This window comes from Streptomyces sp. NPDC003036 (assembly GCF_040611175.1).
Classification (GTDB): domain Bacteria; phylum Actinomycetota; class Actinomycetes; order Streptomycetales; family Streptomycetaceae; genus Streptomyces.
Map to the genome: position 1 here is coordinate 84620 of NZ_JBEXNO010000013.1, position 19692 is coordinate 104311.

The 19692-nt window shown below is 71.5% G+C and carries 16 protein-coding genes and 3 pseudogenes; 13 read left to right on the forward strand and 6 right to left on the reverse strand.

Annotation, left to right across the window (positions count from 1 at the left end):
• Positions 1–111: 111 nt before the first annotated feature.
• Positions 112–793 (reverse strand): annotated as a pseudogene (locus ABZX67_RS12370) (transposase).
• 167 nt (positions 794–960) lie between these two features.
• Between ABZX67_RS12370 and ABZX67_RS12375 the strand changes: the two are divergent.
• Positions 961–1293 carry a type II toxin-antitoxin system PemK/MazF family toxin gene (locus ABZX67_RS12375; RefSeq protein ID WP_355357936.1) on the forward strand — a complete coding sequence of 111 codons (333 nt, stop codon included), beginning with the start codon at positions 961–963 and terminating at the stop codon, positions 1291–1293.
• A 42-nt stretch (positions 1294–1335) separates the two neighbouring features.
• Here the strand turns inward: ABZX67_RS12375 and ABZX67_RS12380 are convergent, their stop codons facing one another.
• Complete coding sequence (locus ABZX67_RS12380) at positions 1336–2367, reverse strand: hypothetical protein (RefSeq protein ID WP_355357939.1); 1032 nt, start codon at positions 2365–2367, stop codon at positions 1336–1338.
• 350 nt (positions 2368–2717) lie between these two features.
• On the opposite strand from ABZX67_RS12380, the gene ABZX67_RS12385 reads away from it, so the two are divergent.
• The 4 genes from ABZX67_RS12385 (at position 2718) to ABZX67_RS12400 (ending at position 5313) form a co-directional block, all read left to right on the forward strand.
• Positions 2718–2876: a hypothetical protein gene (locus ABZX67_RS12385; RefSeq protein ID WP_355357942.1), complete on the forward strand. Its 159-nt coding sequence runs from the start codon at positions 2718–2720 to the stop codon at positions 2874–2876.
• Positions 2877–3264: 388 nt separating this feature from the next.
• The gene (locus ABZX67_RS12390; protein ID WP_355357945.1) at positions 3265–4278 is read left to right on the forward strand and encodes an FAD-dependent oxidoreductase; all 1014 of its coding nucleotides are present in this window, start codon (positions 3265–3267) and stop codon (positions 4276–4278) included.
• A gap of 107 nt (positions 4279–4385) precedes the next feature.
• Complete coding sequence (locus ABZX67_RS12395) at positions 4386–4640, forward strand: hypothetical protein (protein ID WP_355357948.1); 255 nt, start codon at positions 4386–4388, stop codon at positions 4638–4640.
• Between the two features lie 238 nt (positions 4641–4878).
• Positions 4879–5313: a hypothetical protein gene (locus ABZX67_RS12400; RefSeq protein WP_355357952.1), complete on the forward strand. Its 435-nt coding sequence runs from the start codon at positions 4879–4881 to the stop codon at positions 5311–5313.
• Between the two features lie 238 nt (positions 5314–5551).
• Here the strand turns inward: ABZX67_RS12400 and ABZX67_RS12405 are convergent, their stop codons facing one another.
• Both ABZX67_RS12405 and ABZX67_RS12410 read right to left on the reverse strand, forming a co-directional pair.
• A complete protein-coding gene (locus tag ABZX67_RS12405; RefSeq protein WP_355357955.1) occupies positions 5552–6730 on the reverse strand; it encodes a GDSL-type esterase/lipase family protein in 1179 nt (392 codons plus the stop codon).
• A gap of 64 nt (positions 6731–6794) precedes the next feature.
• A complete protein-coding gene (locus tag ABZX67_RS12410) occupies positions 6795–7364 on the reverse strand; it encodes a TetR/AcrR family transcriptional regulator (RefSeq protein ID WP_355357959.1) in 570 nt (189 codons plus the stop codon).
• A gap of 112 nt (positions 7365–7476) precedes the next feature.
• Here ABZX67_RS12410 and ABZX67_RS12415 point away from each other — a divergent pair, with 112 nt between their 5' ends.
• On the forward strand, positions 7477–7722 hold the full coding sequence (locus tag ABZX67_RS12415) for a hypothetical protein (protein WP_355357962.1): 246 nt from the start codon (positions 7477–7479) through the stop codon (positions 7720–7722).
• Positions 7723–8336: 614 nt separating this feature from the next.
• Here the strand turns inward: ABZX67_RS12415 and ABZX67_RS12420 are convergent.
• Positions 8337–9596: a vanadium-dependent haloperoxidase gene (locus ABZX67_RS12420; protein WP_355357965.1), complete on the reverse strand. Its 1260-nt coding sequence runs from the start codon at positions 9594–9596 to the stop codon at positions 8337–8339.
• Positions 9597–10185: 589 nt separating this feature from the next.
• On the opposite strand from ABZX67_RS12420, the gene ABZX67_RS12425 reads away from it, so the two are divergent.
• Complete coding sequence (locus tag ABZX67_RS12425; RefSeq protein WP_355358133.1) at positions 10186–11043, forward strand: hypothetical protein; 858 nt, start codon at positions 10186–10188, stop codon at positions 11041–11043.
• An 877-nt stretch (positions 11044–11920) separates the two neighbouring features.
• Positions 11921–12172 (forward strand): annotated as a pseudogene (locus tag ABZX67_RS12430) (hypothetical protein); the annotation flags it as partial.
• A 420-nt stretch (positions 12173–12592) separates the two neighbouring features.
• Here ABZX67_RS12430 and ABZX67_RS12435 read toward each other — a convergent pair.
• A complete protein-coding gene (locus ABZX67_RS12435) occupies positions 12593–13636 on the reverse strand; it encodes a saccharopine dehydrogenase NADP-binding domain-containing protein (protein ID WP_355357968.1) in 1044 nt (347 codons plus the stop codon).
• Between the two features lie 127 nt (positions 13637–13763).
• On the opposite strand from ABZX67_RS12435, the gene ABZX67_RS12440 reads away from it, so the two are divergent.
• From ABZX67_RS12440 to ABZX67_RS12460, 5 genes and pseudogenes are all read left to right on the forward strand, one after another.
• Complete coding sequence (locus ABZX67_RS12440) at positions 13764–14699, forward strand: helix-turn-helix domain-containing protein (RefSeq protein ID WP_355357971.1); 936 nt, start codon at positions 13764–13766, stop codon at positions 14697–14699.
• A gap of 628 nt (positions 14700–15327) precedes the next feature.
• Positions 15328–15810, forward strand: coding sequence for a hypothetical protein (locus ABZX67_RS12445; RefSeq protein WP_355357974.1), 483 nt, complete (start codon positions 15328–15330; stop codon positions 15808–15810).
• Between the two features lie 60 nt (positions 15811–15870).
• Positions 15871–16261, forward strand: a pseudogene (locus ABZX67_RS12450) (pyridoxal-phosphate dependent enzyme); the annotation flags it as partial.
• A 261-nt stretch (positions 16262–16522) separates the two neighbouring features.
• Positions 16523–17926, forward strand: a complete 1404-nt coding sequence (locus ABZX67_RS12455) for a hypothetical protein (protein ID WP_355357977.1) — start codon at positions 16523–16525, stop codon at positions 17924–17926.
• On the forward strand, positions 17920–19680 hold the full coding sequence (locus ABZX67_RS12460; protein ID WP_355357980.1) for a hypothetical protein: 1761 nt from the start codon (positions 17920–17922) through the stop codon (positions 19678–19680). Before ABZX67_RS12455 ends, ABZX67_RS12460 begins: the two co-directional genes overlap by 7 nt.
• The last annotated feature ends 12 nt before the right edge of the window (positions 19681–19692 follow it).

The window sequence follows — 19692 nt, forward strand, 5'->3', positions numbered from 1 at the left end:
CGTGCAGGGGGACCGGTGGCGTCAAAGCGGCACGTACCGGACCGGCTTGGGGCCGCAGCGCGCGAGTGGCCGAAAACTGATACCTCATACTCCAGCCGTAGATCGTGATCTTCATGCCTGAGTGGCTTGTCGACGGTAGGGGCTGGCCTGGGATCGGGCCTGGTGGCGGCGCCGCCAGTCGGACCAACCGAGCCGGTGGGCGGCATCGTGGACGGGTTGGACAACGAGTGTGATGAACAGGCGCTGGATCTCGTTGCAGGTGAGCGGAATGAGGCATCGGGTGCGGGGCGGGTGTGCTCGTCTGCGCGTACGACGGCGAGGAAGGCGTGCGCGAGCATGGCGAGGGTGACCCAGCGGGACCAGGAGGCATAGCGGCTGACCTGGTGCTCGTCGAGTGCGGCCAGGCCCTTGCCCGACTGGAAGAACTCCTCCACCCGCCATCTTGATCCAGCGACTCAGCGTCCAGGAACCGGGCAATCATACGAGTGGCCAGTTCCGGCTTGGTGGTGAAGACGGTGTCCTGGTCGAGTCCGGCATCCCGGCAGCGGTCAGGGTCGGAGGTCCATGAACGCGGGACGTACAGTTCCCGGTCCACTGCCGCGTGCCCGCGCCGGTCGGCGTCCCACTTGGCCCGGCCGAGCAGGTGCTGCATGCCGTCCGGGGTCCTCTCCCCGGCCCATTCGGCGATGGTCCAGCAGTTCTTGCGCGGCAGGGCCGACAGCAGTCCGAGCATCAACTTCCGGACCCGGAACCGGGGTTCGACCCGTGTGAACCGTCCCTCTATCCGCCTCATCAGGCCCTCGAACGCCTCCTGCCAGCGGGCAGGGTCTACGCTGTGACCTGCGGCCACCGCGTGACCGTTTGTCTTCACACACCGATGATCAACGGGTGGCCGCACCCGTCTCCACAGCGCGTCGGGGTCGCGCAGCGTCCGCCCGCCGTCCTGTGTCAGGAGGACATGTGCAACGTGGCGAAGTCTGGTGGGTGGAGTTCGACGAGCGGCGGCCGGTCGTGCTGCTGTCGGGAGACGACGCGTCCGGGATCCCGGTGATGCAGGTCGTCGCTCGGGCGGGTGTCGACATCACCGGTCTGGGCGTCGAAGTGGCAGTAGGCGCCGTCGAAGGACTGCCCTTTGAAGGCGTGCTGCGGTTCGCGTTGCCGCGTCCGGGCTTTACCCCTTGCACGTGGCTGACCACCGTGTCCCGGGACGACCTGATCGAGCGAGCGGGCGTTCTGTCCTCCGCGAAACTCAGCGAGATTGAGAACGCCCTCCGTCTCGGTGGACTCGGGTAGGCGGAGAAGGAACGGACGCCCGCGACGGCGTGGTCGGGCTCGTCAACACCAGCGGGTATGCCGGCAGGCGCTCCAGCCGTCGCCCCCGGAGTCCCCGGAGCCACCTGAGCCGTTCGGGCGTCCGTCCGGGAACAGCTTCGTACGGTTCCGGTCGCCCGGATACGGGTCGAGGTAGTCGGGGTCCCCGTCGTCGTCGCGGTCCGGCAGGTAGGCGTCCCGACCCCGGTCCGGGGCCGGGCAGCCGTTGCCGGGAGAGGAGAGGGAGAGCGTCACCACATAAACCTCGTCCGTGAGGGGTTCGCCCTCCGTCGGATCCTGTCGGCAGACGCGCCAGTCGTCGTACTCGCCCTCGGCGGGCAGTACGTCGTTGCGGTACGCCGCCTCGGCACGGAGGCGGCTGTCCGGAACGCCCACGCCAACCACCTTCGGTACGGCCGTGCGCCAGGTCATCCACACCACCTCGGGCATCACCGGCCACGGGACCGGCTTGCCTTCGGTCCGGGGGCACGGTTCCTTCCTGCGTACGACGGCGAAGTCGACCGTCGGCTCCTCGGCGGTGCCGCCCGCTTTCTGGAAGCACACCTTCCACAGCGAACGCGCCGTCACCTCCCGCTTCTCCGCCGAGGCGTCATGGTAGGTGACCGTGAAGCCCCTCTTCCGTGACCGGGGGAAGGCCACGTCCAGCGAGTCGCCCGTGAAGTCGGGGACGGTGGGCATCGTCGCCTCGGGCGCCGTCCGCGAGGTGCTCGGCATGAGGCTTGGGCGCGGAACCGGCTTCGCGTCGGCGGCGTCCGCCGCCCGTACCGGGGCTTTGTCCGGCTGTTCCGGGAGCACCGCCCCCAAGAGCGCCACCGCCGCGACCGAGGCCACCAACCGGCCCGCCTTGGGCCAGGGGTTGCGCCACCACAGCAGCACCAGGGCGACCAGCAGCGCCAACCCGCCCAGCCGGTCGTTCAGCAGCGCCAGCACAGGCACCGCGGCGACCGCACCGACGCGGGCAACGCCGGTCTGCCACCAGCGGCGCGGTACGGGGGCAGCGGGCGGGAGCGGCTGGTGGCTCCGGGGGGCGGGCATGGTGGCGCGGCCGCCTTTCCGTTCAGGGGAGGAAGATGATCCGCGCGCATCGTACTCGGAGCCCGGAAGCCGACCTTCCGGCCGGCGGCGGCGTACGCGGGTCCGTGGAGGCCTGGCTGACGGACCGAGACCCACCTCACCAAGGACTCCCGCGACCACAGGCGGCGCAGCGCCTCTGCAGGAGACCGCCTCGGTATACGAGAACGCGGGAAGAGAGCTGGCGCAGGGATGCTTCGCGGGCTCGCGGGCTCGCGGGCTCGCGGGCGACGGTGCGCCAGTGGCAGCGCCGGTACTTCGGAGCCTGGCTGTACGCGCGGGACCGCGGCTGGTGTGCCCCTGACGCAGGGAGCATGAGCGTGTGGTGCACCGGTGGCGGCAGTACGGCTTCGGTACGGGACGCGCCGCCGCGCTGGGACCTCGCCTCGGAAGAGGCCGAGCGCCAGGCTCTCCGCAAGCTCACCGGGGCCTGCGCCGCGACCCTCGTCAGCGACACGCCCCTATCGGCCTGAGCCGCCGAAGCGGCTGCGCCCGGCATGGGGAAGCGCCACTGGATCAGGGGCCCCCGGTGAGGACGCCCCGCCATCCGGACGGCCCACTCGCCGGTCCGGAAACGGCCGTCGGCACCCGTTCGCCCCCACTGCGCCTGCACGCTGGGCCAACGGTGGCCAGACTGGGGACGGGCTCGCAGTGCAGCGCACCGAGTCCGCCGTGACAGACAGTGACGCCGCCGTGCCCACCGTACGGCGAGCTCAGAGAGCGAAAGAGCGAGGTGGGCGCGGTGCACAGCGTGGATGTGGTGGTGGTCGGAAACGGCGCCTTGGGGCTGTCCGTGGCGGTGGAGGTGGCACGGCAGGCACCCGAGACCCGAGTGACGGTGGTGGCCCCCCACAGCGACCGATGGCGGCCACACCCGCGGCCGGGGCGATGCTGAACTGCTTCGGTGAGGTCACCCGCTACACCGCGCGGCACCCCGCCGCGCGGGCCCGCTTCGCCCTGGCCCGCCGGGCGCTGGACGCCTGGCCGGACTGGATGGACATGCTCGTCGACACCGCCGGGAGCGCGGGCAAGGCACTGCGCGACTCCCACGTCGAGGGCACCTTCGTGCTCTACGGCGGGCGGTCCGGGCTCGTCGCCGGAGACAACTTCCAAGCCATGCAGAACGCCGCCGCGGCACACGGCGAACCGCACGAACTGGTCGACCCAGCCACAGTGGAGGGTCTGTCGCCCCGCTGCGACGCCCGCCCGATGCAGGTCCTGCACCTGGAACGGGAGGGCTGCGTCGACGCCCGGGCCGCCCTGGCCGCCCTGGAGGAAGCCGCCCGGCAGCTGGGCGTGCGCCTGGTGCCCGGCACGGTATGCGAGCTGGTGACCGGAGCCTCCTCGGTTACCGGGGCGCGCTTGGAGGACGGCAGCGTGCTGCCCGCCGGCACGGTCGTCCTGGCCGCGGGCGCGGCCAGCAGCCGCCTGGCCGACACCGCCCTGCCGCCAGGAGCCGTGCCACCCCTGCTGCACGGAACCGGCGTGTCCCTGCTGATCACCCGGACCACCACCAGCCCGCCCGGCACCCGCCAGGTGCTGCGCACCCCCAAGCGCGCCGCCACCTGCGGCATGCACCTGGTGCCCCTGCCCCAGGCCGGGCAGTGCTACATCGGCGCCACCAATCTGATCACCACCGGGCCGATCACCGGCCCCGAACTCGGCTCCACCCACTCCCTGATGCGCGGGGTGTGCGAGCAGTTCGACCAGGACCTGGCCTTCGGCCGCATCCAGAGGCTGATGGCGGGTTCCCGCCCGATCCCGCTGGACTGCTTCCCCCTGATCGGCCCCTGTTCCGTGCCGGGCCTGGTCTTCGCCACCGGCACCTACCGCGACGGCTTCCACTGCTCGCCCGTCACATTGCCGCCACCCTGACCGGCGCCTCGGACCCGGACCCGGACCTTGCCCCCTTCACCCCCGAACGGCGTCCCATCCAGGTCCTGACTCCCGCCGAAGCGGTCAGCGACACGATCGAGCACACCGTGGACACCCTGGGAGAGCAGGGCATGAACCTGCCGTTCTGGCTCGACTGCACCCCCATGGAGCAGTGGGTACGCAGGCGCGTCGAGGAACTGTACGAACAACTCGGCGACGGTGCGGTTCTGGCACCGGAACTCGTCTACCCCCAGTTCCTCGCCCCGAAGTCGACCGATGACACACGAGCGCTGGCATGTGTGGCCGAGTACCTGCGCGCGGCCCAGGCCTACCACGGCACCGCCTCCGCGCTGCCCGTCTGACTCCCTGCTTCGGGCCTGTTCAGCGCGCGGTCGAATGACGCTCGGCCTTGTCCAGCGGATCTTGGCCTGGCAGTGCCACGCCCCCCGGTTGGAGCTGAAAGGTTGCGCCTAGGCTTTGACCATGCTGCTGGTACACGGCGGGAAGGCCGTCGCTGACGCTCCCGAACTACGCACGGGGGGAGTGCCGCTTGTCCCGGATGGGTTCATCTGGCCGAAATGCCGGGAATGCGGCGGCCCCATGCTGTTTTTCGCTCATCTGCCCCTCGACCTGGGCGTGATCTCGGTGTTCCTCTGCCAGAACGACCCGGGCATGTGCGACGACTGGGACGCCACCGCCGGTGCCAACCGCGCCTTCGTGTTCACAGGTCCGCTGTCGGCGGCCACCGTCCCTGCCGAGGGCGAGACGCTGCTCGGTGCCGTGACCGCCCTGCGCCCCCACCCGGCCGACACCCCAACCGTCGAGCCGGTGCTGGGACGGCTGGGTGGCGAACCCGGCTGGCTCCAGGGTGACGAGACGCCCGGCTGCCCCTCCTGTAGCACCCCCATGACCTTCACGGCCGAACTCGAAGAGGGAGCCGACTTCGAGACCTCCGCCAACTTCGGCGGAGGCGGCCTTGGCTACCTCTTTCACTGCCGCCCCTGTAGCGAGGCCGCCTTCCTCTGGCAACGATGATGGTCGCCCGCAAGCTCGTGCCCGAAGCCGGAGGCGCATCGCTGCGACTGTGAGATCCGCTGGACACACCCAACCCCGCAGGCGCGGGAACGACAGCACCGTCACTTCGGTGCCCGTCGTACACCAGCGGACTACTGGTAGCCCTGGGAATGTGTGGCCGAGTCCTGTTCGCCTACGGGGTCGTCCGGTCCGGGGGAGCCGGCCATCACGCTCTCCCCGCCGGCCACGGGTATCCGGGTCAGCCAGTCGTGATGGCGAAGGGCCCGTTGTTCGCGAAGACGAGCTTGGCGAAGTTCTCGCCGATGCGGCGGTGTCCTTCGGGGCTGGGGTGGAGCGCGTCCGGCAGGGGGAACTCGTCGTGGTCGCTCTCGCCGTAGAGGTCGAGTCCGTCGAGGTAGTGGAGGTTGGGATCCTCGGCGGACCGCTGCTTGACGATGTCGGCCAGGACGTCGCGGACGATCGTGAGCGTCAGCCGTCCGGCGGCGGTCTCGGCCGGATCACCGGTGGCCTTGAACTTCAGGGTTCCACTGGAGAGGTCCGGCATGAGAGGTCCGGGGGTGTTCTCGTGGGTCGGACACAGGACAGGGGAGACCAGGAGCAAGGGGATCGTGGGGTGGCCCTCGCGGATGGTGTCGAGGAAGCCGTGGATGGCGGGGGCGAAGGCGCGCAGGCGCATGGCGTCGCTGTTGACGACGTTGATGCCGAGCTTGAGGCTGATCAGGTCTGCACGGGTGTCGCGTATCGCGCGGGCGGTGAACGGGTCGACCAGTGCGCTGCCGCCGAATCCGAGGTTGATCAGCTCCACATCGCCTGCGGAGGCGGCCAGCGCGGGCCAGATGGTGCTGGGGAAGACGGCGTTGGATCCGTGGCTGATGGAGCTGCCGTGATGCAGCCACACCCGGCGACCGGTCTTCTGGGCCGGCTCGACGGGGGCGTCGGTGCGCAGGGCGATGACCTCGGTGATCTCCGTGTGCGGGAGCCAGATCTCGATGTCCTTCTCGCCGGAGGGGAGGTCGGTGAAGTCGGCGGTGCCGGCCGGGCCCGGGGTGAATTCCGCGGTCTGGGTCTGCATGTCGGTGATGGTGCGCAGGTTCCCGCCGTCCACGGTGGCCTGGGCGGTGAGGCGGCCGTCGACCAGGAGGTCGTAGACGCCGTCCGGCGGGGGCGGATAGCCCCGGTAGACGCGTTTGGTCGGCAGGGTGTCCAGGCGGATGGTGGTGGCGCTCGTACGGAAGGCCAGCCGGACACCGGAGGGTTGAGCCTCGGCCACGGCCAGCAGGGCGTCGGGGATCTGGCGGCGCGCCCAGGCAGGCAGCCGGTGCGGCAGCAGGCCGTGGGCGGTCTCCTCCACGTCGAGGTGCCCGTGCAGGAAGTCGGCGGTGATGGGGGTGGTGATCAGGTTCTGTTCGGTGCTCATTGCCTCAAGCCTGGGGCGGGGTGTCGGGTGGGTGTGGAGAAGCCGTCGCGGGTGACGCGACCGGTCAGGGGGTGGACCGGCTCCGCAACGCGGTGTCGAGGCAATCCAGGGTCCAGGCCCAGGACTGCTGCGCGGGGATGTCGGTGTGGTCGAAGCCGCCGGCTGCCTCCAGGGAGGTGTAGCCGTGGAAGACGCTGCCCAGCATGCGGACCGCGTGCGTCTGGTCCGGCTCGGCCAGCCCGTAGCCGCGCAGGATCGCCCGAGTCATCTGCGCGTGCCGGACGCCGGCGCTGGCCGCAGCGGTCTGCGGGTCGAGCCGGTACCGGGCTGCTTCGTACCGGCCGGGGTGCGCCCGGGCGTAGTCCCGGTAGGCGTTCGCGAAGGCCGTCAGGGCGTCCTTGCCCGCGCGCCCGGCCACGGCGTCGGCGACCCGGTCGGCGAGTTCTTCCAGCGCGAACAGCGCGATCCGGGTCTTGAGGTCGTGGGAGTTCTTCACATGCGCGTACAGGCTCGCCGGTTTCACGTCGAAACGCCGGGCGAGCGCGGACAGGGTCACCTGGTCGAAACCGGCCTCATCGGCGAGTTCCGCACCAGCGAGCGTCAGCCGCTCCGGGCTCAGTCCTGCCCGAACCACAACCATCACCTACTCTCAGTATGCCTATGATCAGCAGCCATTCACCTATAGCTTATAGGCAAGTATGCATCACCTTAAGGTTTGGCGCACTCTGCCGTATGAAGGGGCCGGTGTGGGAGGTGCCGGCGACCGCGCCGGAGCGCGAGCGGCACGGCGAGCCGGTCACCGGCCGCAGGATCGAAAAAACCGGCCACGCCTACGACACCACCACCTGCTCGCGGCGTGGCTGGAGCAGCTGCGCCGCGAGCAGCAGGCGGTACGCACCGAGCAGACCGCCGCCGCGCCGCGGACGGGCCGGCTGCCGGAGCTCGCCGCGCGCCCGCTGGACGGCGAGGTGGCCGGGGCGGTGATCGCGTGACGGCCGAGCTAGCGGCGTCGACCGCGCGCGCCAAGCCCTGCTCGCCGCCCCCGGAGGCGGCGAAGAAGAGCTGCGCCGGCCGCACGGCGAAGCCGAAGCGGTGCACGGGCACGGCCGTACGGCGTGACGGCCGCGAGCCGGGTCGACCCCGGCCTACCCACTTGCAGACCCGAGGGTCCCGCGCCCCACACCCGCTCCGGTCACGCAGGAGGCATGCCGAACGAGGATGCGGTTCGCCCGGTGGCCGGAGCGCGCTCAATCGCCAAGAGCCTGACGTCAACGTGGAGCAGCGATTTCCTCATCCCGCACCCAGCACCAATTGTCCTTGGGATGCCACCCTTGTCGATTCACAACGCTGGCAGAAGTGCAACGGTGAAATGATCAATCTGGCCGTTTGAAGGGGACTGCAGCTGGCGGCTGCCGGTTCAAAGACGCACCAGGTGCGCACCGTTGGAGGATGCACGGCACTTTCATGCGCACCCCTCGTGGCTCCCGGAGCCGCCAAGAGGCCGTCATCGACGTCTTCCAGGGCAGGCACGTTGTACAAGTGCCCTATCGTTGACGGTGACCTGGATGAGGGATGACGGCGCGTACGGGAACGGTCTCACCCGCTATCACTTGTGCGTGTCCAGGAAGTTCCACCTCAGTGCCCACTCCGCAACCCGCTTACCCGTGGTGCTGCCGACGACGTCTGCGGTCCTGGTGTGGATCCCGGACCATACACGCGCGTCGACGACGTCGCGGAGAAAGTCGGCGGAGTTTGCGTAGTGTCGGGTGGTACCGGTGGTGACCGACTTGATGTTGAGATCGACGCGGGAGGAGTCGAACAGCACTTCCAGCGTCCGCATCAGGGCTCCCGCCCAAGTGGCGTGGCCGCTGAGGTAGTCGGGGTGCGCCGGCGTAGGGAGCAGGGGCTCCCATGCCGGATCCGGCTGGGTCGCCGGGTTACCGTCCGTGTGCGCCTCACGAATAGCGGTGATAGGCCGCCAGGAGGCGTAGTGCAGCTTGGCGTCCCAGGCGACAATCCTCGCGTCCATCATCACGGTGTTGGCAGCGGCGTACAGCCGGGCCGTTTCGGCGAGGTCGAACGCGTGCCGGGTGGCGTGGTCGGCCAGCGCCTGCTGGATGTCCATGCGGTCCGCGAACAGCGCTGTCTCCGTCTGCCGAGCGCTGCGGCGTGAACCGACCTTCCCACCGTACGCCTGCACCTCCGCCAGGTCCCGCGCGTACGGGGCCGAGGCCGGCTCGGGGGGAGGTCCAGGGCGGAACCGGCTGGGCTTGTCCAGGAGAAACGGGCGCAACCGGCCGATCCACGCCGTCGTGAAGCCCTCGTGGTCGGGTGGCGTCGGCCGCCACAAACCGGGCGCCGTTGAGGGCGGGAACGGTACGAAGGCGCCTCGCCCGTCCTCTGTGCGCAGCGCCATGATGTGCTGTGCCGCCCGCTTGCCGAAGGCTACTCCCGCCTGTTCGGCCGGTCCGTCCGGGACCCTTGCCAGGGAAGCCTTCCACGCGGTCCGCAACGCCGGCCCCGATTGCGGGAAGCCGGTCCGCAGCACCTCGTACGCCGCCGTCGCGGCCGCTGCCTCGGCCGACGCACCGTGCGGAGCGCGTGCTCGCCACCGGTACGGGGCATAGCGGCCCTCGATGCCCACCACTGCGTTGTACATGGCCAGTGACACATACGTGCGCCACACCGGTGTGTCAGAAGCACGCCCGTCCGGGGACACGGTCTCGCTCACCCTTCTGGCCCACGTCGTGATCACCGATGAGGCGGTCTCCGGCTGCGGGGGAGCGGCCTCCGCCCCTGCCGGCTGCCCGGTCAGCCCTCCCATCAGCAGCAGCGTCGCGACGATCGCCGCCCTCCTTCTGCTCACCGCTTTTCCCGTGCACATCGTCCATTCCTTCTGTCCCCGGCTACTGGCATGCGCCGCCAGAAACTCTTGACACCCTGGGGACAAGTGCAATCGCTCTGCCAGGGCCGAACGGCCGTCCGGGCGTTCGCACCACCCGCTCGGCGGCCTCATGCGGCACGTTGCCACCTCAGAGGAGCAGCGGTCCTCGACATCGCCGGCGCCTGTCCTCGTTTTCGGCACGGCGTGCGGACGGTACCCCCGTTTGCGTGCCGCTCTGCCCGTCAGCCGGGAGAGCCGGGCATCCCCAGCGAGCCGCTTGTGACATGGCCCCGAGAGCTGCTCCTCTCGCGGGGGGAGCGGCAGCCCGCCCTCATTGGAGGAGGACTTGCTGCTCCGCGCGGTCGTCGTACGGCTGCTGTGGGTACCTGACCGCGCCGCACTGTCATGTCTGCCTGACTTCTTCCGGCGGTTGCGGTACCAGTCGGCTGGCCCACTCCCTGCAGGCGCCGCAGGCCGGCCGGAGCCGCGGCGGCCCAGCGTGACACGGCCGCCGCCCGGTCGTTCACCGGGCATGATCAACCGATACGTGACCGCCACGTTCACTGCCGCTGTGTGCGCCGTCACGGCCACGGCCGACCCCGCTGCCGCCGAGGTACGCGCGCCGTCCGCGTTCACCATCGAGGACCCCCGCATCAAGGAGTCCAGCGGGCTCGCGGCCAGCCGGTTGCATCCGGGTGTCTACTGGACACACAACGACAGCGGCGACGGTGCCCACGTGTACGCCGTCGACAGCCGGACCGGGCGGACGGTCGCCACCCTCACCCTCAACGGAGTCGACGCGCGCGACGCCGAGGCCGTCTCGCTCGGGCCCGACGGCCACCTCTACCTTGGCGATATCGGTGACAACCTCGGCGCCCGGTCAGAGGTGTGGGTCCACCGCCTTCCCGAGCCCAAGAGGCTCAAGGACGCCATCGTCACCGCCACCCGTTACACCGTCCGTTACGAGGACGGGCCCCGCGACGCCGAATCGCTGGTGGTTCACCCCAGGAGCGGGCGCGCCTACATCATCAGCAAGAAGAGGTCCGGCAAGGGCGCCCTCTACGAGTCGCCTGCCGTCCTTTCGGCCTCCGGCGTGAACACCTTCAAGCGCGTCGCCGACATCAACGTCTGGGCCACCGACGGCGCCTTCTCACCCGACGGCACCCGGCTCGTCGTCCGCAGCTACTTCGAGGCCCGCGCTTACCGCTGGCGCGACGGCCGGCCCAGCGAGATCGGCTGGCCCGCCGTACCGCTGCAGCGGCAGGGGGAGTCCGTCACGTTCACCCTCGACGGCAGGACCCTGATGTACGGGTCGGAAGGAGCCCGCAGCCGCGTCGTGCCGGTCGCGCTGACGGCGGATCTGCTGCCCGGAAGCGCTGCCAAGAGGAACCTCAAGCCAGGGCAGGCGGACGCCGGGACGTCGTCGTAGGGGCCGGGGTCTTCGTCGCCGCCACCATGGGAGTGCCGCTGTCCGGCCCTATCGTGCCGTTGTGCCCTCTGGCCGTCGCGCGCCGTCGGGAGCGCGGTCGATGAGCCTCAGAGGTGCCGGATCCGTCTGCGCGGGTACGGGCTTGTGCGGTTCCTGATCCCCTGGGGTACGCCGTCGGGGACGGTCGGTCTGCTCGGAACCGGCCCAGGGTGGCGTGGGCAGCGTAGTGGCGATCGAGTGTGCGCGCCCACCTGAGCGGTTGTTGACGCAGGACCAGGCCACGCAGGGCATCGGTTCTCGGATTGGGGAGGGCGGCCGCCCCGGCACGCGCGTCGATGTCCGCGCGTCCACGACCGTCGCGCAGGGCCTCGCCGAGGCGGAGGAGTCCGGGCACTGGGCAGCGGCGCAGCCGCCGAGGACCTTGCCGAGCAGCGTCGACCCGAACGGCACGCAGGTGCGAGCGACTGCGGGGACGACGGTCACCAAACCATGGGCGAGCGTGTCGAGGGGGGGCTACTCCCGCGGGCGCGGGGACGACGGCTGCGCGCCCGCGGCCGCCATCGCCTCGTACGGACCACCTCGGCGTACGAGGGACCACCACCAAGCCGAGCCGTACCCCGACGACCTTGTCGGACTACCCCCGCGTGCCCACGGATCACGAAAGCGGCGGATCGAGCGGCTCGTTCCGAGCGGGACAACCCCCGCGGGGGTGCCGGGGACAACATCCCGCTCCAAAACCGGATCAACCAGACGATCGGACTACCCCTGCGGATGCAGGGACGGGGAACGACGTGTGCCGGCCGATCGCCACTATGCCGAGGGGGACTGCCCCCGGGTGCGCGGAGACCACCCGGAACCGAAGGTCAGGCCCAAGCCGTTGGGGAGGGAAGGGTTACCCTGCGTGTGCGGGGACGACGCGCGGTTGACATCGGGGTTTGCGGTGATCGGGGACGTTCAGTTCCTGCCTGGCTACTCGGTTCTGCTCGTGGACGAGCCGGATGTACAGCGGATGTCGGACCTGCCGAGGGTGAAGCGGCTGTCGTTCCTGTCCGACATGGACCAGCTTGGTGAAGCGGTCGAGCGTGTCTGCCGGCGGCTGGATCCGGCCTTCCGGCGGGTCAACCTGGAGACACCGGCCGCCTGGACGTCGCCCCCGACGCCCCGGCGTACGGAACGAAGCTGTGCTGGATCGCGTCCAAGCTGATCGAAGCGGCCAACGCCGAGGTGCCCGATGTGAGCGTGTGCACGCTGCACGTCCTGCCGCCCGCCGCCGGGAAGACCGGTCCCTCCATGGCGGCCGCGGTCTCGAACCCGCAGCCGACTACGCCCGCGGTACGGGCACCGCGCCCCGATCCGTCGGACGGCTACCGCCGCGCCCTCGCCACGCACCAGGAAGGTGGCACCGGCTTTGTTCACGAGTTCGGGCAGCGTTTGTTCAGGACTTCGGGTACCACCCGTGAAGGCGAGGGAATCGAACGAGGACGCCGATGCCCATGTCGTCACGGCTCGCTGAGGGCGCGCGCCCCGACGGCCGGGCGGATGGATTGGGTCAGGCGTTCTGCTTCTGCGGATGCAGGTCGAGTGTGATGTGCGGGTCGAGCGCGTGCAGGAAGTCGGGGGCGTCGAAGATCTCGCCGGCGGAGACGACGCCGACGGTCTTGGTGCGGCCGGTCAGGACGCGCTCGAGGGCCTCGGTGACGAGGGGCGCGGTGACGGCGTAGATGTCCTGGCCGCTGGCCGTAGCCCGGCGTTCGGCTCCGCCGGAGCGGACGACGACGTCAACGAGGAAGGTCTGGTTCGAGCGCCCGCCCTCGTCGGTGGCGGTCGGGGCCGGCGTGTGGGGTGCGGCGACGTCTCGGGCCGCCTCGACGGTCATGTAGGTGGTCACGTTGGGGATGAAGAGGTGCTGGGGGACGGTGACGACGTCCGCCATCGTGAACTCTCCGATCACCGGCCGGGGTCCCATCGGTTCCGGGAAGGTCCACTCCAGGGTGGGCGCGGCGTCGGTGCGGTGCTCCCACTGCCCGCCGCTGTAGCGCAGACGGCGGTCGCCGCGTCGCTCGCGGGAGACCGCGCCCGAGAGCCGGGTACCGGCGGTGGGGTGCCAGTTGCTGAGCGCATAGGCGATGTGTGCCTCGTCGGCCTCGGTCCAGTCGCCCATCGCCGCGGTGGTCAGTAGGTCGCCGAGGCCGCCGAAGAAGGCCATGGCCGGGACGATCACCGCTCCCGCGTCCCGGGCCCGCTCGCGGTAGTGGGCGAAGGTGTCGAGGTTGGCCTCAAGCTCGGCGGCCACGTCCAGGTAGGGGATCTTCGCGCGGAGCGCGGCCTCGATCACGGGGCCGATGGTCGATGCGAAAGGGCCGGCGCAGTTGATGACCGCCGCCGTTCCCGCCAGGGCCCAGTCCAGCGAGGCCGGGTCGTCGACCGACGCCACCCGGGCCTCCAGCCCGTGCTCGTGGGCCAGCTCCTCCAAGGCCTGCGCATTGCGCCCGGACAGCACCGGGACGAACCCACGCGCGGCCAGTTCCGCGACCACGAACCGCCCGGTGTGACCGTATGCGCCGAACACCGTCACCAGCTGACGTGACCCCATGAGACTGCTCCCTGCACTCGAACGCCCGCTGCGAGGTCCATCCGCTGCGGCCTGACACCCACATCCTGTCCGTCCGGCAGCACCCCGCGCGAGCGTCGGAAACGACATGCGGCGTACAGTTTCAGACATGCCCGCTGTTGCACTGGCTGTCACCGACGGCATGCTCCACTACGAACTGTCCGTGGCCGTCGAGGTCTTCGGATCCGACCTCACCCACATCGTGGACCCTTGGTACGACTTCTCCCTCTGTGGGAGCCGTCGGGTGCACGTCGACCGCTTCAGTCTGGAACCCGACCATGGACTCGACCACCTCGCGGACGCGGACACAGTGATCGTCCCTGGCTGGGCCGACCCCGACCGCGACCCGCCCGCCGAGCTGGTCGAGGCGGTGCGTGCGGCCCACGCGGCCGGTGCCCGCGTGGCCTCACTGTGCACGGGCGCCTTCGTCCTAGGCGCGGCAGGACTGCTCGACGGCAGGCGCGCCACCACACACTGGGCCCACACGCGGGAACTGGCCCGGCGTCACCCGGCGGCCACCGTCGATCCGGACGTCCTCTACGTCGACGACGGCGACGTCCTCACCTCCGCGGGCAAGGCCGCCGCCATGGACCTGTGCCTGCACCTGGTCCGCCTCGACCACGGCTCGGCCAACGCCAACAAGATCGCCCGACGCCTGGTCATCCCACCCCACCGTGACGGCGGCCAGGCCCAGTTCATCGCCACCCCCCTGCCCGCCCCAGGCAGCCACCCCCTGGGCGAGCTCTTGCCCTGGGCGCTGGAGCGGCTGGACCAGCCGCTGACCGTGGAGGACCTGGCCCGCCAGGCCCGCATGAGCTCACGCCACCTCGGCCGCCACTTCAAGCACCTCACCGGCACCACGCCACTGCAATGGCTCCACACCCAGCGCATTCGTCATGCCCAGGAACTGCTGGAGACCACCGACGCCACCGTGGACGCCATCGCCGCAGCCACCGGCATGGGCACCGCCACCACCTTGCGCCGCCACTTCCACCGCAGCGTCGGCGTTCCACCCGACACCTACCGCCGCACCTTCCGTCCCTGACTGACTGAAGGAATAGTTCCAAAACCCCCGGAGGATAATCGAACACCCGACCGGCCTTGACTGTCTGGGCGGCCGTGAAGGAGGAGCCGGCCCGCCTGGAGGGGCTGCTGGCGCTGCCGGGTGGCGCGCCGCGGCTGCTGGCCGACCGGCTCACCGACCGGCTGAAGGAGACCGGCGGCGAGGCCCTGGTCGACAAGCCGTACCCGTGGCTGATCCGGCGGGGTCTGGTGCAGCGTCAGGCGTGCTCGGACCGGCGCTGCGACGCCGGGATCCGGCTGGACATGGGGGCTGAGTGCGAGAACTGCGGCAATGTGATCCACGTCCGCCGGTCCCGGCGCGCGAAGATCGCGGCCGAGGCCGACCGGGAGCTGCCCGGCCTGAGTGACGGCGAGCGGCGCCAGGTCCTCGAGGAGCGGCTGCGTGAGCAGGCGCCGCCATCGAGGTGGAGGATGTCGTGCGGCGGCGCGAGCAGGCCCGCCGCGAGGCCGCCCAGGAGCAGGCCGAGCGTGACCCCGATCGTCCGTTTCGGCCCGGCCCTCAACGACTACCGCCAGGACGACGGCCGACTGGATGCCGCGCGGTACTGGCGCGACGTCGAGGCCGCCCGGCCGCCTGGCAGCGCGCCGGAATGCGCCCGGACCCCATCACCGTCTCCCTGGCCCGGATCGGCTCCGCCTGGGGTGCCGCCGTCACCACGGCCACCATCGGCGGCCGGGCCGTCTTCGGCGGAACGCTCCGCGAGATCAACGCCGGGGCCCTGGTCCACTACGACGACATCAACCGGGAATTCCCCGCCGGCCTGTTCGACCAGGAGATCGTGGCGCAGCTGGCGTTCAACGTCTGGGTGACCGTCCCGGCCACCGGCGGGGCGACCACGGTGTGGCGCCACCGCTGGGAGCCGGCCGACGAGCGGCACCGGGAGGCGTACGGGTACCGGCCCGAGACGGTCGAGCACAGCCAGCACATCAGCCTCGCCCCCGAGCTCGGTGACGGGCTGCTGTTCAACCCGGCGAACTTCCACGCGGTCGAGCCCAACCCGACCGGGCGCCGCGTCGCATTCGCGTTCTTCCTGGGCCTGACCACCACCGGCCAGCTCATCGCCTGGTCGTAACCCCTCACCGCGGGAGCAACCTCGTGCACCAGCTCACCTACGGCGACCGCCGCCGACCGGATCTCCGGGCGCATCCGCCCCGTCACCCTCGCCCCCCCTCGACCGCGATGCGATCCGCACCGGCCACCGCGACCCCTTGGACGACCGCCCTCAGGAACCCTGCGAGGTGTGGTTGGCCCTGGAGTTCATGCAGCACACCGGTAGCTTCAAGGCCCGCGGCGCCCAGAACTTCATCCAGGCCCACCGCGACGCGGGCACCCTGCCCGATGCCGGGATCACCATCGCCTCGGGCCGCAACGCCGGCCTGGCCTGCGCGTGGGCAGCCCGGCAGCAGGGCGTGCGCGCCACCGTGTTCCTCCCCACCACCGTCCCGCCCGTGAAGGCGGCCCGCCTCCGCGACTACGGCGCCGATGTCCGCCTCGTCGGCACCGAGTACGCCGAGGCGCTCGCCGCCAGCAGCGGGCAGCCGCCTGCTGCACTGCGTACGACGGCGTGATCGTGGGGAGCGCGGGGCCCGTCGCTGACCGGTCCTACTGGCCGGCCGGCGCGCCGTTGCCGTCAGCGGTGTGGTTGGTCTCGGCGGGACGGAGGGCGTGTCGCGGGGACCTCCGCCCTGGCGGTACGGACCTCCACCGCAGCGCTCGCCACGACGGTGAGGGCCGCCGGGGCCCGCCTGGTCCGCACCTCGGTGGCCGTGTCTAGCATGGCGACCATGACGCAGGTGGGGGCGGCTGGGCGGCTGCTGCGCGAGATGGCCGGGGCCGGTCAGGACGCGGAGGACGCGGGTCCGTGGAGGGGTGCGGCGCTGCCCGTGGTGGAGCGGGCGCGGCCCGCACGCTCGGTGGCTGCCAGGGTCGCCCTGGCGGGTGGAGTCGACAACGAGGCGTCCGCCTACCTCAAGCAGTTGGCGGAGCGTCACCTCGGTGTGGACGGGGGCCGCTGGCGGGGGCTGCACGACGCACTCGTCGCGTACCGCGGCAGCCTGCCTGAACTGCTCGCCGCGCCGCCGGTGCCGCCGAAGTCCGACGACACGCTCCGGCCGCCCGCGCCCCGCAGTGTCCACCGCACGCTCGGCCTGCTCCTCGAGCACGCGGAGCCGCGTCACGCCGCGTCCGCGTTCGCTGCCCTGCCCGAACCGGTGACGATGGAGCTACTGGCCGGCGGCACTCACCCGGCGCCCACCCTCGTCGCCGCCGTCGTCGAGCACGGCGACACGCGCACCCGGGCGGCCCTGGCCCGCCATCCCCGGCTCGACACCCGGGTCCTGGCTCGGCTGGTCGCGGTCGGCGACACCCAGGTCGCCGCAGCGGTCTACCGCAACCCGCGCACCACGCAGTCCCTGCGCCGCGCCATCGTGGACCGGCTCGACACTGTTTCGCTCGACAACGCTCTGCGCGCCGAGCTGACGGCGCCGCACGGCCAGGTCCCGCGCACCTGGCTCGCCCCGCTGCTCGGCTCGGGCGACCCGCAGCTCGTGGTGTCGGCGCTGCGGTGCGGCGTGCGCCCAGTGGCCCAGCAGTATGCCCTGCTGACCATCTGGGAGCGCACCGGCCCGGACACCGTACGCGCCCTGCTCGACGACCACGCCGCAGCCGCCTGGCTCAGCCGGGCGACCGTGGACACGGTCACCCAGGCCCTTGCCGCCCCGGACGGCGACGGGTCGCGCCGGCTGCGCGCGCGGTGCGAGCCGTACGAGGACCCTGCCCGACTGCCCGCGCTGCTCGCCACCGCCCGGGGCACCAGCACCCTGCGTCACCTCCTGTCCGAGCCGTACGCCCACGATCTCGACGCCCTCGCCGAGGCGCATGCCGCGACTCCGTTCATGCCCAAGGCCTGCGAGGAGCTGGCCCGGCACGAGGCGGCGAGCGATGCACAGCGCGAAGCGTTCCGGCTGAGCGTCCTCAACGAGCCGTGGAGGGCCGCGGGCCGTCGCGCCGGGAACACCACCCCGCCCGAGCGGCGCCTCGCCGAGGAGGAACTCGACGACAGCGCCGCCGTCTGGGCGGAGGGCATGGCGGTGGCGCGGTACCTCGATTCGATCGAGCTGATCGGCACCGCGCGCCCTTCCGCCTACGCCCTGGCCGCGTTGCCCGCCTCGCGGAACGGGACGTGCTGAGCACGGCGGCGGTCGCCCAGTTGAGGGCATTGACGCAGACGCATCTGGCGGAGCGGCAGCGAGCCTGGGCCGGGCTCGACGTCCTGCTGCCCCACCACAGGGGAACGGTCGCGGAGCTGATCGCCGCGGCAGGGAAGGTCGCGGACGAGGCTGCCGCGCCCGAATCACCGATCGAGCCTGATACGCCGGCCCGGGACGAACCAACGGCCGAGGGCGCCGCCGGGCCCCGGCCGGCGGCCGAGCCCGTACCACCGGCCTCGGAGCCCCCATCCCGACGGCCTCTGCACCGGCTCGAGCGCATGGACGCTCTGGCCGCGCTCGACCTGCTCTACTCCCTCGCCCCGGACGGTGCGCCCCGACCCAAGGATCCCGAGGTGCTGCGCGCACTGACCCTGTACGAGCCGGCGACCGCGCCCGGCCTTGCAACCCCTCGCTGGTTCGCCCTCGCCTGCGCCGCCCGCGGCATCCCCGCCTCCCGGGACGGCGTCGCGTATGAGGCGCCCAGCCTCGCGCAACTGCGTGCACGACTGCCCGCGACGTACGGATCGGGCGCGCAGCACATCGAGCGCGCCTACGTCCAGGGCGTCCTGCCCGCCGACGAGCTGCTCGCCCTGCTGCCCGCCCGGCGCCTGCTCCTGCTGCCGCACGACTGGCGGCGGCTCGCGTTCGCCGAAGCGTGGCGGGCCGCACTCGCCCGTCGGCTGCGCGCCGAAATCGGCACCGACCCCGACGCTTGGCTCCGCTTGGCCGCGACCGTCACGGCGTCCGAAGCCGCCTCGGAGGACCTGACCTGGGCGCAGTTGCTGCAGCGCGCGCAATCGGGGGCGAGCCCTGCAGTCCGCCCGGGAACATCCATCGGCAGGACCAGGCCGGCCACGCACGACGAGGCCATCAAGCTGCTGGAGCACGGCGACCATCTTTGGGCCTGGCCGGAGGGCACCCTGCTCTGCCTCGCCGACTCCGAGGTGGTCGACGCCGTACTGCCCCGACTCGGCCCCGACGGACCCTGGCTGCTCGCCGCGTACCTGCTGCGCCACGACCGCACACCCCGCACCGTCCTGGACCGACTGCTCACCGACCGCGACCACGACGCGCTGCGCGTCCTCGCCGCCCAGTCGCGTTGGATGGAGCGCAGCGGCGCGGTGGAGCGGCTCGTCGAGCTCGACGACCCCGAGGTCGACCTCGCCCTGCTGCGGCACGGGAACCCCTGGCCCGTCGTCCACCGGATCGTGACCCGGTCACGGCCCGACGCCGGAGGGCCGTCCCTGGGCGCCCGAGTGCTCGCCGACTGGCGTGCCGGACATTCCGCGCGGCCGGCCGGCGGTCTGATGTGGCTGTGCTCCGCGGAACCCGACCTCGTGCAGGAGCTGCTCGAAAGGGAGGGCTCGCGGCTCGGCCTCGGGCAACAACTACTCGGCTGCCTGCGCCTGCTCGAGCATGGCGGCGCCGACCGGCTGGCGCGGCTCGCGGGGAGCAACGCACTGGGACGCTCCGCCACCACCGTATGCGTGAAGGCCCTGGCGTCCGCCGACCCCGCCGCCGTCCTGCGCGCCCGGCTGGACGCGAACTGGCACCGGAGAAGCTCGTTGGGAAGCTGCGGCGCGCCCGGCACGCCGCGCACGTACGCGACCTTGTCGAGTCCCGCGCGCCGGGCGAGCCTGTGGAATGGGCCGCTCTCGAAGCCGCCCACGCCCAAGAACCGCTCCCGTACTGGCAGGACATCGTCCACCTGGACGGCGTCCCCGAGGACCTGAAACTGCGGCATG